This window comes from Flavihumibacter fluminis (assembly GCF_021491375.1).
Lineage (GTDB): Bacteria > Bacteroidota > Bacteroidia > Chitinophagales > Chitinophagaceae > Flavihumibacter > Flavihumibacter fluminis.
In genome coordinates this window covers 1,262,896-1,275,690 of the sequence record NZ_JAKEVY010000001.1, presented here as the reverse complement: position 1 = coordinate 1,275,690, position 12,795 = coordinate 1,262,896, and the positions used below count along the sequence as shown (strand labels likewise).

Annotated in this window: 9 protein-coding genes and 1 riboswitch; of the genes, 5 read left to right on the top strand and 4 right to left on the bottom strand. The window is 44.8% G+C overall.

What is annotated here, in order from left to right:
• Nucleotides 1-21 precede the first annotated feature (21 nt).
• Together L0U88_RS05685 and L0U88_RS05680 are read right to left on the bottom strand one after the other, a co-directional pair.
• On the bottom strand, nt 22-1,836 hold the full coding sequence (locus L0U88_RS05685; protein WP_234864638.1) for an alkaline phosphatase: 1,815 nt from the start codon (nt 1,834-1,836) through the stop codon (nt 22-24).
• Nucleotides 1,833-2,822, bottom strand: coding sequence for a purple acid phosphatase family protein (locus L0U88_RS05680; RefSeq protein ID WP_234864637.1), 990 nt, complete (start codon nt 2,820-2,822; stop codon nt 1,833-1,835). The genes L0U88_RS05685 and L0U88_RS05680 overlap by 4 nt, the downstream gene beginning before the upstream one ends.
• 292 nt (nt 2,823-3,114) lie before the next feature.
• Between L0U88_RS05680 and L0U88_RS05675 the strand changes: the two genes are divergently transcribed.
• Genes L0U88_RS05675 through L0U88_RS05655 form a run of 5 tightly spaced genes read left to right on the top strand, consistent with a single transcriptional unit; the run spans nt 3,115 to nt 10,059 of the window.
• Entirely contained in the window at nt 3,115-5,634 is a 2,520-nt protein-coding gene (locus L0U88_RS05675) for a TonB-dependent receptor (protein WP_234864636.1), read from the top strand.
• A 10-nt stretch (nt 5,635-5,644) separates the two neighbouring features.
• A complete protein-coding gene (locus L0U88_RS05670; protein ID WP_234864635.1) occupies nt 5,645-6,865 on the top strand; it encodes a PepSY-associated TM helix domain-containing protein in 1,221 nt (406 codons plus the stop codon).
• Between the two features lie 8 nt (nt 6,866-6,873).
• Nucleotides 6,874-7,368, top strand: a complete 495-nt coding sequence (locus tag L0U88_RS05665) for a DUF1579 family protein (RefSeq protein WP_234864634.1) — start codon at nt 6,874-6,876, stop codon at nt 7,366-7,368.
• 1 nt (nt 7,369) lies between these two features.
• A complete protein-coding gene (locus L0U88_RS05660) occupies nt 7,370-8,803 on the top strand; it encodes a phytoene desaturase family protein (protein WP_234864633.1) in 1,434 nt (477 codons plus the stop codon).
• A gap of 2 nt (nt 8,804-8,805) precedes the next feature.
• Nucleotides 8,806-10,059 carry a YeiH family protein gene (locus L0U88_RS05655; RefSeq protein ID WP_234864632.1) on the top strand — a complete coding sequence of 418 codons (1,254 nt, stop codon included), beginning with the start codon at nt 8,806-8,808 and terminating at the stop codon, nt 10,057-10,059.
• Here the strand turns inward: L0U88_RS05655 and L0U88_RS05650 are convergent.
• Entirely contained in the window at nt 10,056-11,315 is a 1,260-nt protein-coding gene (locus tag L0U88_RS05650; protein WP_234864631.1) for a homoserine dehydrogenase, read from the bottom strand. The genes L0U88_RS05655 and L0U88_RS05650 overlap by 4 nt on opposite strands.
• 21 nt (nt 11,316-11,336) lie before the next feature.
• Nucleotides 11,337-12,482 carry a trans-sulfuration enzyme family protein gene (locus L0U88_RS05645; protein ID WP_234864630.1) on the bottom strand — a complete coding sequence of 382 codons (1,146 nt, stop codon included), beginning with the start codon at nt 12,480-12,482 and terminating at the stop codon, nt 11,337-11,339.
• A 149-nt stretch (nt 12,483-12,631) separates the two neighbouring features.
• Nucleotides 12,632-12,744, bottom strand: a riboswitch (SAM riboswitch).
• Between the last annotated feature and the right edge of the window lie 51 nt (nt 12,745-12,795).

Below are 12,795 nucleotides of genomic sequence, written 5' to 3'. Positions count from 1 at the left end.
GGAATACTTCCTGCCATTTTTTTATTTGAGCGCTTCCTTGATTTTGTGATGAATCGCGGTGTTCTCATAAATACCGGTAAATAAATAGGAACGTGGGCCATAAGCAAATACAGGTACCGGTGTGGCAGTATGATCATTGGTGCTGAAATGACCGCTAACACTGCCTTTTGCCGGATCTCCATTTACCAATGTAAGCCCTCCCGTTTCATGATCGGCTGTTACAATTACCAGGGTTTCTCCATCTTTATCGGCAAACTCCAGGGCCGCTTTTACTACCTGATCGAAATCCAGTAGTTCTGCTACCAGGGTTGGGAGATGATTGTTGTGTCCACCATTGTCAATCTGGGAGCCTTCCTGTACCAGCAGAAATCCTTTTTGGCTGCCGGATAAAAACTGAATCGCTTTATTAAATGCTTCAACAGCCCAGTTCCCTCTTCCTCTTAACATGGATTTTCCGGCACGTTCTTCCAGCACGATCCATTTTCCACTGGCTGTAGGGGATAATGCGCTTACCGTTTCGGACAGTTTAAATGCTGGCAATGCTGAACTTATAATGGATGGAAAATTACTTTGTCCGGCTCCCATCAGCAGATCAATCGGTTCCTTTGCCAGGTCTCTCAATATTGCCTCGCTGCTGTTGCGTTCCGACTGGTGCGCATAAAAATCAGCAGGAGTGGCATCCGATACGTCGCCGGTAGTAATAACGGCAGTCTTTTTCCCTTTTGCTTTCATAAAAACAGGCAGCAGGGGAACAGCCACCCCTGTATGATCCACCCCAACAGCCCTGTTATTAGTTTTGATGCCTGCAGAAAAAGCGGTGCTGCCGGGTGCAGAGTCGGTGATATAACTATCGTATGAACTGGTGAGTGATAAACCGGTTGCCCTGAACTGATAAAGGTTCAGCTTGTTGAAATTTGCTGTATAACCTGCATGAATATGCGCTAATCCCATTCCATCGCCAATCAGCAGGATAATATTTTTGGGCGCTTTTTTAGCGCCATCAGAAAGGTAGCTGGGTTGATAAACCGAACTGGCTGGTTGGTTATTGATGAAAGTTGAGTTTTTAAATTTTTCCATGAAACCGGCCAGTTCCGGAATATGATCCGTATTCATATAATCCACTCCTAGTTTACCAAGCTCATACCAGGCATTGATAAAATCCGGGGCATTCCAGAACCTTATTTTTTTTCCGAGCTGATGGGTTTCCCTGATCACTTTTTCCAATGCTGCCCGCTCAGTTGCAGGGATGATTCCCTTCCCGTTCCAATTGGTATACTTACGAAGATTAGCGCTCAGTAAGGGTACACGGTTGGTTATAGAAGGATCATATTTTTCCCAGGGCAATCCATCATACAGAATAAATGCCGGATACTTGCCAAAATCCGCTACCGGTGGTTTATTTCCAGATAATACGATTTGTATTTGCCTGCTGCCTATGATCTCGGGATAGGTTTTCAGAATGGCAATTAAAGTATCGAGGCAGGGATTCGTAGGTGATTTGATATCTACCAGTAACTGTACCCGGTAGCTGCTGTCGGCTCCCAGCCACCCTTTGTGCTGCTTCAGTTGCTGGCGGATAGGATCCAGGTACAATGCCTGGATGGTTCTTTCGGGGCGTAGATCTTCTTTGTCGTGGCCAACAAGAATCTGACCCATTTCCAGGTAGATATCCACTTCTATGGAACCTGCTTTCGCATAATAAGCGGTCCAGAATGGAATCGTTTGTTCGTAATCGTTATGAGAATGGATCGTATAGGCTGGTTGATTTTCCTGGCCTTTTGACGGGTTTGGTAGTAGTCCGGATACCACTAGTAAAAGCGCAACTAATTTCTTCATTTTGGTAAACTTACGGTGTGGATGATCTGATCTTTATAGTCAATGAATTGTACAAGAATCTCCTTGTTGGTAACAGAAAATGTGGCAAATCCCTGGGTGGCAGCTACAAATTTTCCGCCGTTCGGATGTAATTGAACCGGTCTTGCTTCTGATCCCGCACCTGAAATGATATGATGCGTTGGTCCGGCTGGCTTAACATGCTCCAGGTGATGTTCATGCCCGGCGATATACAGATCTACTTTGTACTGGTGAAACAAGGGCTCCAGGAAAGCCTTCATGTTGGCTACATCTTTTGAATCTTTTCTCCATCCACCGGTATAGAGCGGATGATGTCCTACTACGATTTTCCATTTTGCTTTGGATTGGGACAGTTCACGTATTATCCATTCCTTTTGTTGCTGCACATATCCTTTCCGGTATTTAATTGAGTCGTAAGCATGCCCGCGCATTTCCTTTTCAATTGGATCCGTATCCAGGAAAAGTATTAATACAGAATTTGCCGTATCAGCTTCCCGGAATTTTTTGCTGTAATAGCGGGATGGCATGCTCCAGCGACTGCTGATCTGGCTATACTCCACTTGTGCATCGGGGTTAGATATATAATCGTGATTGCCCAGTACCGGATACCAGCGTACATGAAGTGATTGCGCACGATAAATGGATTCAAAGGAACTGATCCAGTGATAATCCCTGGTGCTGGCTACACCATAGGGATAAAAATTATCACCCGTAGCGATAACGAAATCAGCGTCCAGATCATGGGCCGCCTTACCCATACCAGCTGCTACTTCTTTCTGGTAGTTTTCTCCGTTCCGGCCCCAGTCGCCAATTACCAGGAAATGTAACGCCTTGTCCAGTTTTTTGATGCCTTTGATGTTTCCTCCTTTGTATCCCAGGTCTTCAACCAGAGGAGCCTGAGCCATTATTGATCCGGTAAGACCAACTGCCAGTACTGCAGCCAGCAAGCCACTTAACCAATTTTTCATGTCCGTTTTTTTATGCGTGAATGTAAAGGGCAATTTGGAGTTACAGGGAGGTATTGGAATTATTTCTATGTTGTCAAATTTAAGCGATATGCCTACTTATAAAACATCACCATGGGAGATAAATAGGATCATTTTGCGTTCGAATCTTTACAAATCACGCACGATTTATTTTCCCGATTTCGTAACTGGCTTTTCCCGATTTCGAAACAGCTCATTATTGGTGGTTGGCGAGTTTTGCAAACGATTTAAACAGCATTTGTTTTCAATTACTTATAACAAATTAAAACCTGAGATGATATATACAAAATTTAGAATACGCAGAACAATAGCCTCAACATTAATGGGATTGATTGGTACTACTTCATGGATAGACTTACACGCACAACAGCTCGCAACACCGGATGCAGCGAAGTTACCGGTAGCAACTACTATATCAACTGGTTCTGTAGCAGAAGATGATTTTGGCAGGATTGAAGGAAAAATAAAGACAAATGATCAGCGTGCAGCCGCCATGGTTACTGTGTTCATTCGTGAAACCGGGAAGTCGTACATTACCAGTGATAATGGTTCTTTTACTATTGGCCGGCTTAAGCCTGGAAAGTATACACTGGAAGTTTCACTTGTTGGTTATGAAACCCTGGTAGAATCAGTAACAGTAGAAGAGGGTAAAACAACCAACGTGCAACTGCAATTGGAAATTTCCAATGCCCAGTTGGAAGAAATTGTGGTTAAATCCGCCCGAAACAGGTTTGCTCCGGTTGCCTCTCTTCATGCTGCTAAAATGCCACTGGCTGTTCTTGAAAATCCGCAATCCATCAGCACTGTCAACAAGGCGCTAATGAAGGAACAGATGCTGGTGAATGTAGACGATGCATTAAAAAATACAACGGGAATGGATCGTTTGTGGAGTGCTACGGGGCGTGCGGGTGATGGTGCCGGCTATTTTACCCTACGTGGCTTTTCTGTGCAGCCAACAATGGTGAATGGCTTACCCGGACTTACCAACGGCGGACTCGATCCTGCAGGTGTTGAACGCATAGAAGTAATCAAAGGTCCTTCAGGTACCTTGTTTGGAAGTTCACTGATCTCATTTGGAGGTCTGATTAATATCGTTACCAAGAAGCCATATGAGCGCTTTGGAGGTGAAATCAGTTACACCGCCGGTGGTTTTGGATTACATCGGGTTACTGCTGATATCAATACACCACTTGATAAAGAAGGTAAAACACTGATGCGTGTTAATACAGCCTATCACACAGAAAATAGCTGGCAGGATGCGGGCTTCAGAAAAAACTTTTATGTTGCTCCTTCCTTAACACATAAGGTTAGTGATAAACTCCAATTGAACCTGCATACCGAATTCTTCCATGGAGAAAGCACCAATCCATTGATGGTATTTTTGAATCGGGCAAGAAATCTCCAGGCCAGAACACCCGATCAACTGAACATGGATTTCTCCCGTTCCTATACCAGCAATGATCTGACGATCAAAACACCTACCACCAATTTACAGGCGGAAGCATTGTATAAAATCAATAAAAGCTGGACCTCCCAAACCGTCGTTTCAACAAGTAACCGGCGTACAGATGGGTACTATTCCTATGTTATGTTTCTTGGGGCCGACAATGATTCACTCCTGTCAAGATTGGCATCCCGCCAAAATGGTCAGGGAAATAGCTTTGACTTCCAACAGAATTTCAATGGTGATTTTACCATTGGCAAGATCCGGAACAGGGTAGTGGTTGGTTTTGATTTCATGCGTCTGGAAACAACCAATAATAATACCGGTTATGCAGTATTTGATGTGTTGAATGTGAAAGCCCCTGGTGTAGCAGGATCAACCTATGGAAGTTTGACCCGGCCTGCGCTGGATGCAAGACTGGCTGCACAGGGAGGCACGGTGAAGAATGAAGCACTTAACAACACCTATAGCGTATATATATCGGATGTGGTAAATATTACCCCGGAACTGATGGCCATGATGAGTCTTCGTTTCGACCATTTTGAAAATAAGGGTACCCGCAATTTTATGAGTGATGGTAACGCAATAGGAGCGTATTCTCAAAATGCTCTATCACCCAAATTCGGATTGGTTTACCAGGTGATTCCTTCAAAAATCAGCCTGTTCGCCAACTATATGAATGGTTTCCGGAATTTGGCGCCGGTGGTGCAGCCATTACCTGATATTGATGGAACATTTAACCCCCAGCAGGCCAACCAGTTTGAATCGGGTGTAAAGATGGAATTGTTCAACCGTAAATTATTCCTGACAGCCAGCTATTACAATATTCATGTTACCAATATCACACGTCCGGAAAGTGTTGAACGGGAAGGTACAGTTTACAATATTACAGTGCAAAACGGAGAACAAAGAAGTAAAGGGGTTGAAGTGGAACTCCAGGCAAATCCCGTTCCCGGTTTATCAGTAGTTGCAGGATATGCGTATAATGACAGTCGCAATGAAAAAACAAACCCAACCCTGGATGGTCGTAGGGTAGTTGGTTCCGGACCGGCACATTTAGGAAATGCCTGGGCCAGTTATACACAGCCATCAGGCAAACTGGCAGGATTCGGAATTGGAATGGGAGTTAATTATGCCAGTGAAAATATTGTAACCAACAATAGCACCACCGGTCAGTTCATACTTCCAGAGTACACAATTCTTAATGCAACTGTGTATTACCAGGCAAAACTGTTCCGTATTGGCTTGAAGGGTGATAACCTGGCTAATACCAGGTACTACAAAGGCTGGACTACCATTGAGCCACAAATGCCTCGTCGCTTATTGATGACAGTTAGTATTGGATTATAAATATATTCAATTGGGAAAAAATAGAAAATTTAGTGCCCGTTGGTGGGCAGCAAACTTACACCTCTGGCTCGGACTCGCGTCCGGGCTGGTTGTTTTTATCGTAAGTATTACGGGATGCATTTTTGTATTCCAGAAAGAAATCAGTGAGGTGGTTTACAGGGAAAAACTCTATGTTCCTGAAGGACAATGGAGCCATACGCTCCCTGCCTCCACCTTGCTTGAGATTGCCCGTAAGGAAATTGGAGAAGGTGTTACAATCCGGAATTTCACTATTCCCACTGATCCGCGTAAGACCTGGGAATTTATGGCTTTCGAAGGAGGTGATAAAGACGCGATCACGTTTGCCGGATCAGTAAAATATTATCAAAGCGTACACCTGAATCCTTATACAGGCGAGGTTACCGGTAGAACAAACTACCTTGAGGAGTTTTTTATCATCATTAAATACCTGCACTGGAGTTTATTGTTGAATACGCCGTATGGCCAACCGATTGTCGGCTGGAGTACCTTTATTTTTGTGGTATTGCTGATTACCGGACTTATTTTATGGTGGCCTAAAAAATGGAATAAAAAACAGCAGCAACAGGCTTTTACGGTAAAATGGAAAGCCAGATTCAAACGCCTGAATTATGATCTCCATAATGTATTGGGTTTCTACCTGCTTATCCCTTCACTTATACTGGCGCTTACAGGAATGGTATGGTCGTTTCAATGGTTTAAAAAAACTGTATATGTAGCTGCTGCCCGTACTACTGCTGCACCAGGTGTTTTGAAAACAGTTTCTGCGGACAGCTTATTACTGAAACAACAACCAGCGGCAGTTCTAAGCCAGACCGCGTTAGACAAAGCGTTGGCTGAAGCCCGACTAATATTGCCGAATGCCAAAAGGTTTAATGTATTACCAGCTGCTGCTGATCCTTCCGCTGTTTTGAAAATAAATGGTTATGGCCATGAAGAAACTTATCATAACCGCGATGAGCTTCAGTTTGATCAGTTCAGTGGCAAATTGCTAGGCAAACGTATGGATATCGAAAAGAATGCCGGAGAACAGTTGGTGGAAGCTAATTATGATATTCATATTGGTGCCATTGCCGGTTTGCCCGGGAAAATACTGGCGTTCATTGCCAGCCTGATTTGCGCGAGTTTACCACTGACCGGTTTTTTGATCTGGTGGAATAAAAGAAGAAAGCATGTGATCATTTATAAGCCGATAATACCGAAACATGCTTAACTTGAAGTATGGAAAAAATGAGCTTTGCCATCTCTCAGGAGAGAGGAAAACACAAGGACTTGCAGGCCTTTGTTGGTAAATGGAAAGGTGTCAGCAGGGTATGGCTGGAAGCAGGTCAGTTATCGGATGAATCTCCCATTGAAGGAACCATTGAGCCGGTCCTGGATGGACGGTTTTTACTGCATCGGTATACCACTCGATTTAAAGACCGCGATATTGAAGGACTTTATCTCATTGGATTTGATTTGCAGTCCAATCAGTTCCAGGTGGCCTGGGTTGACAGCTTTCATATGAGTACAGCCATTATGTTCAGTAAAGGAAATCCAAACGATCAGGATTTTGAAGTACTGGGTTCCTTCCCCGATCAACAGGAGCCTCCGCAACAATGGGGCTGGCGTACCGATATGCATTTTGAAGGAGCCGAACTGGTCATTGTTGCCTATATCATTACCCCAACCGGACAATCAGGAAAAGCAACTGAGGTCCGTTACCAGCCCGCCTGATATGATTGCTTCAACAGAGTTTGATGCTGTAGTCGTTGGCGCAGGACCGAATGGGCTTGCTGCTGCTATTACTCTTCAGGAGGCTGGCTGTAAAGTGCTTCTGTTGGAAGCTAAAGCAACGATCGGAGGAGGGATGCGTACTGTTGAATGTACTATTCCTGGTTTTAAACATGATATCTGTTCCGCTGTTCATCCTTTACTCGCTATCTCACCCTTTTTTGCTTCTGTTAAGTGGTCAGATTACCAACTTCAAATGGTGAATCCCGGGATATGTGGTGCTCATCCGCTTGATCATCAAAGGACGGTCTTTTTAAGATCCTCCATGGAACTTACTGCTTCGACCTTGGGTATTGATCAGGATCGATACACCAACCTCATCAAGCCACTGTTGAATGATTTTGAAGCGGTGAAGAGATTTATTCTTTCACCGGTTAGCTGGCCAAATCAACCCGGAACTATCCTGAGATTCGGATTGAAAGCAATCCAGCCTTCCAGTTGGATCGCCAATAGGTTTAAATCTGCGGAGGCAAAAGCTTTGGTAGCAGGAATGGCAGCTCATAGCATGCAACCCCTTTCGAATTGGGCTACTGGTGCATTTGGGCTGGTATTGCTGGCAGCAGGACATAAAGTTGGCTGGCCTATCCCTGTTGGCGGCTCTCAATCCATTGCCGATGCCATGGCGGCTCATTTTCGGTTACTCGGGGGTGTTATAGAAACCAACTTTGAGGTAAATTCACTACAACAATTACCTTCTTCGAAAGCCGTTCTTTTTGATTGCACGCCACGGCAGCTTTTGCAAATCGCGGGTCATAAATTCTCTGATTTTTACAAATGGCAGCTCAATCGCTACCGGTATGGCATGGGCGTTTTCAAAATAGATTGGGCGTTGGATGCTCCCATTCCCTGGCAGGATGAAGAAATCAAATTGGCGGGTACGGTGCATATTGGAAATACATTTGAGGAAATCAGTTGGAATGAAGCGGCAACCGCAAGAGGTATTCATCCTGAAAAACCTTTTGTTCTGCTGTCGCAGCCTTCCCTTTTTGATAATACAAGGGCACCGGAAGGTAAACATACTGCCTGGGCCTATTGCCATGTTCCTTTTGGTTCTCAGAAAGATATGACAGAAGCAATCGAAAAACAGGTGGAGCGTTTTGCGCCTGGTTTCAGAGATCGAATCCTGTCAAGGCATACCATGAATACAAAAGCCATGCAGGACTATAACCCGAATTATATCGGCGGCGATATCAATGGTGGTGTGCAGGATATTTTTCAATTGTTTACCCGGCCAGCCTTGCGCTGGTCGCCCTACCGTACCAGTACAAAAGGTCTCTATATTTGTTCTTCTTCCACTCCACCAGGAGGAGGTGTGCACGGCATGTGTGGTTATCATGCAGCAAATCAGGTTTTACAAGATATTTTTAAACAAGGTTAATTATGGCGGAAAAAGTAGCAAAACCTATTTTAAACGAAGACTGGACAGCCGTTTGGCTGGGTGCCATTATCATTCTGCTCGCTGTTGCAGGATTCACGATTCCTAAACCCGCATTCTCCTGGTCCGATTCAACTGCCTTTGTGGCCAAACTATTGAGTTCGGATAACATAGTTGCAATTGCAGGCCTTTTTCTCATCATGTATGCAATCGCTGTAACAGGCACCTGGCTTGCTGGGAAACCCATTCGTGCGCTTGTTCAAAGTTTTCCTGTTGTGTTTTTTGTTTCCATCCTTGCCATGATATTGGCAGGAAACAAACAGATAAAAGACCTCAACCTGGAAGCGGTGATTTTTAGCCTTTGCCTGGGTTTACTCATTGGGAATTTTGTTAACCTGCCACAATGGTTCAGGAATTCATTGCAAACGGAATTGTTTGTGAAAATCGGACTGGTATTATTGGGTACCAGCATCATTTTCGGTGATATGCTGAAAGCAGGGTCGCTCGGGTTGCTGCAAGCACTGATCGTGGTTTTATCCGTTTGGTATTTTGCATTCTGGGTATGTAAAAAATTAGGCGTGGAAGATGATATGCGCATGATGATTTCCAGTGCCGTTTCCATTTGTGGTGTATCTGCGGCTATAGCTACCGCCGGTGCCATCAGTGGCGATACTAAAAAACTTTCTTATGTAATCTCCCTGGTACTGGTGACGGCAATTCCCATGATGATTGGCATGCCTTATATCGCTCAATGGTTGCAACTGCCGGAAGCGGTTACCGGTGCCTGGCTGGGTGGCAGTATTGATACTTCCGGTGCTGTTGTGGCCGCCGGCACCCTGGTAGGAGAGGAGGCATTAAAGATCAGCACCATTGTAAAATTTTCGCAGAATGTATTACTCGGACTGGCAGCATTTGCTATTTCTGTCTACTGGACCTATTCCCGAAAGGAAAATCAGGCCATAGAAAAACCTACGCTTTCAGTGATCTGGGAGCGATTTCCAAAATTTGTGCTTGGTTTCGTTTTTGCCTCTCTGTTATTTTCGTTTGTGCTTTCTGGTGAAACGATAACTGCTGTAAAAGAACCGCTTAAAAATATCCAGACCATGTGGTTTGTGCTGGCTTTTACCAGTATTGGAATGGAAACTAAATTTGCTGATCTCTTCCACCAGGACAATAAAAAACCCCTGTACGGATTTCTGATCGCACAGGGATTTAATATATTGGTTACGTTGATTGTTGCTTATCTCTTGTTTCGCTAGAAGGCTACTCCTGCAAGTTCCAGGCTTTTTTTCTTGAGTTGCTGAATCGCAACGTCTTCAATGATAGGTTGAGGCGTCAGGATCAGGGAGGTGTTGTTCTGTTTCCACCAGTCATTTTCGATCAGCTCTTTTACGTGCAATACACCCACCAGGTACTTGCGCTCTTCCCTGGCATGCCATTCTTCGATCCATTCGAATTTTTCCCGGGGAACATATTTCCAGTCGGTAAAACTCAGGTATACCCGCAGGTAGAAATCGTTCGTTAAACTGTTAGGCTGGTGATGATAAAGTTTTTTGTATTCGTATTTGTATTCATAACGAAGTGCAGACAAATCGCTCAGTACTGCAGATGCAGTGGGGAAACTGCCGGCCCCTTTTCCATAGAAAAATTGTTTGTCGGCAAATCCGCTTTCAATTACCACTCCATTGTACTCGTTTTTTACAAAAGAGAGATGATCATCCTGCTGAATGAATTGCGGTAATATGAAGCTGGCTACTTTACCATTGTGTAACTTCTGCGCCTGTGCCACCAGTTTGATCTGCTGACCTTTTTCCCCTGCTACCCGGGCATCCATGGCGTGAATATTTTGTATGCCGGTAAACAGCAGTTTGTCCGGATGCTCCACAATTCCATATGCATGTGTCAGGAGGAAGGTCCATTTGTTAAGGGCGTCATATCCTTCCACATCGAGGGATGGATCCGATTCCGCAAAGCCCAGTTGTTGTGCCAGTAAAAGTGCTTGCTGGAAATCCAGTTTGTCCTCAAACATTTTGGTCAGGATGAAATTGGTAGATCCATTTACGATGGCTTTGATGCCATGCAGCAAGTCATTGTCGTAATATTCTTCCAGGTTCCGGATAACCGGAATCGATGCACAGGCCGCTGCCTCATAGAGAAAACTGGTTGAAACATTTTTCTGTATCTCAAGCAGTTCAGGCAGGTGTTCTGCAATCATTTTTTTGCTTGCACTCACCACTGATTTTCCGTTTTTCAACGCACGGGTCACAATTTCAAAAGCGGGTTCCGCTTCATTGATTACTTCCACAATTACATTGATTTCTTCGTCATTCAATAGCTCCTCCCGATCTGTGGTGAATAAACTGGCAGGCGCATTTCGCTGCTTTGTTGCGTCTTTAATACAAACTTTTTTTATCCGGGCACTCAGGGAAGGCGTCTGTTGCAACACTTTGTACAATCCTTCTCCAACAACACCAAATCCGAATAATCCGATCGTTAATTGTTTGTGATAACTCATGGTGGGTTCTCTTGCTTAAAGTTAAATAGATAGTAAGGCTGTTTTAGTTTTTTTTCTGGAGCTGCTTTTTTCTCCTACTGCCTGGAAAGCATCTTCCAGGTCGTTTACCAGGTCGGTGGCGTCTTCCAGGCCAACACTAAGCCGGATGAGTCCGTCTGTAACCCCAGCTGCTTTGCGCTGTTCTGGATCAACCGTTTTGTGTGTCATGCTGGCCGGATGACTTACGAGGCTCTTTACACCTCCCAGGCTTTCCGCAAGGTGAAATAGTTTGGTTGCGCCAACAAATCGAAGTGCTGCGGCACTGCTGTCCTTCTTCAACCGGAAGCTCACTACTCCTCCGAAACCGGGATAAAAAACTTCTCCAACTTCCGGATGATTTTTCAAATAAGCAGCAACCCGGCTGGCAGTCTCTGTATGTTGCTTTAACCGGATGTGCAGCGTTTCGAGTCCGCGTATCAGGAGGAAACTGTCAAACGGGCCCAATACCGCTCCGCAGGCATTCTGATAAAACTTGATCTGCTGACCGATTTCAGGATCCTTGGCAATTACCAGTCCGGCTATGACATCACTGTGCCCACCAATAAATTTGGTAGCACTGTGCACCACGAGATCCGCTCCCAGCAACAAGGGTTGCTGGTAAACCGGGGAGGCAAATGTATTGTCAACGGCAAAGAGCAATTTGTACCGCCTGGCAATGGCAGCGATTGCCCGGATATCAGCCACTTTCAAAGTGGGATTAGTAGGCGTTTCCAACCAAATCAGTTTGGTCTTCAAGGTGATGGCCCGATGAATTGCGGAGAGGTCGGTCATATCTACATAGCTCACCCGGATACCGAACTTTTTGTAGACTTTCTCAAACAGGCGGAAGGCGCCTCCATAAATGTCATTTACGGCGATGATTTCATCTCCTGATTCCAGCAGTTTGATTACTGCATCAATGGCTGCCAGTCCGCTTGAGAAAGCTGCAGCTACGGAACCTTTTTCCAGTTTGGCTACAATTTTTTCCAATTCCTGGCGGGTTGGATTGTTGGTCCGGCTATAGTCAAATCCTTTGTTGACGCCCGGAGCTTCCTGCACAAAAGTGCTGGTTTGGTAAATCGGAACGGCGATAGCGCCGGTTTGTGCATCCACCGGGATGCTGTGCAATAATTGTGTTGTCGCTTGCATTGTTAAACAGTTTTAAAATTGAAAAACAGGTTGTTAGCGACACCACCTACCAAGCAAAATCGGGAGGAGCAGGTATAAAAAAAGCTCTCCCGATAAATCATCAGAAGAGCTCTATGAAGAAGTTGTATTTCTGCAAAAGCCATTCATCTGACTTATCTGTCCCCTTACGGGCTGGATTTGGCACCTTACTCTCCATTGTTAAACGGAGAACAGGTTGTCAAGGCTTCATCGGGCCATTTCCCTCTGCCTTTCTTGATAAGCGATGCTCTAAAGAACTGGCGCAAAGGTAGGGAGAATTAGTTGATATTTCCAA

What these genes read in the sequence shown, in the direction of transcription:
- L0U88_RS05655 (WP_234864632.1), top strand. Translation starts at nt 8,806, where the DNA reads ATGGCGGAAAAAGTAGCAAAACCTATTTTAAACGAAGACTGGACAGCC.
- L0U88_RS05645 (WP_234864630.1), bottom strand. Translation starts at nt 12,482, where the DNA reads ATGCAAGCGACAACACAATTATTGCACAGCATCCCGGTGGATGCACAA.
- L0U88_RS05660 (WP_234864633.1), top strand. Translation starts at nt 7,370, where the DNA reads ATGATTGCTTCAACAGAGTTTGATGCTGTAGTCGTTGGCGCAGGACCG.
- L0U88_RS05680 (WP_234864637.1), bottom strand. Translation starts at nt 2,822, where the DNA reads ATGAAAAATTGGTTAAGTGGCTTGCTGGCTGCAGTACTGGCAGTTGGT.
- L0U88_RS05675 (WP_234864636.1), top strand. Translation starts at nt 3,115, where the DNA reads ATGATATATACAAAATTTAGAATACGCAGAACAATAGCCTCAACATTA.
- L0U88_RS05685 (WP_234864638.1), bottom strand. Translation starts at nt 1,836, where the DNA reads ATGAAGAAATTAGTTGCGCTTTTACTAGTGGTATCCGGACTACTACCA.
- L0U88_RS05650 (WP_234864631.1), bottom strand. Translation starts at nt 11,315, where the DNA reads ATGAGTTATCACAAACAATTAACGATCGGATTATTCGGATTTGGTGTT.
- L0U88_RS05665 (WP_234864634.1), top strand. Translation starts at nt 6,874, where the DNA reads ATGGAAAAAATGAGCTTTGCCATCTCTCAGGAGAGAGGAAAACACAAG.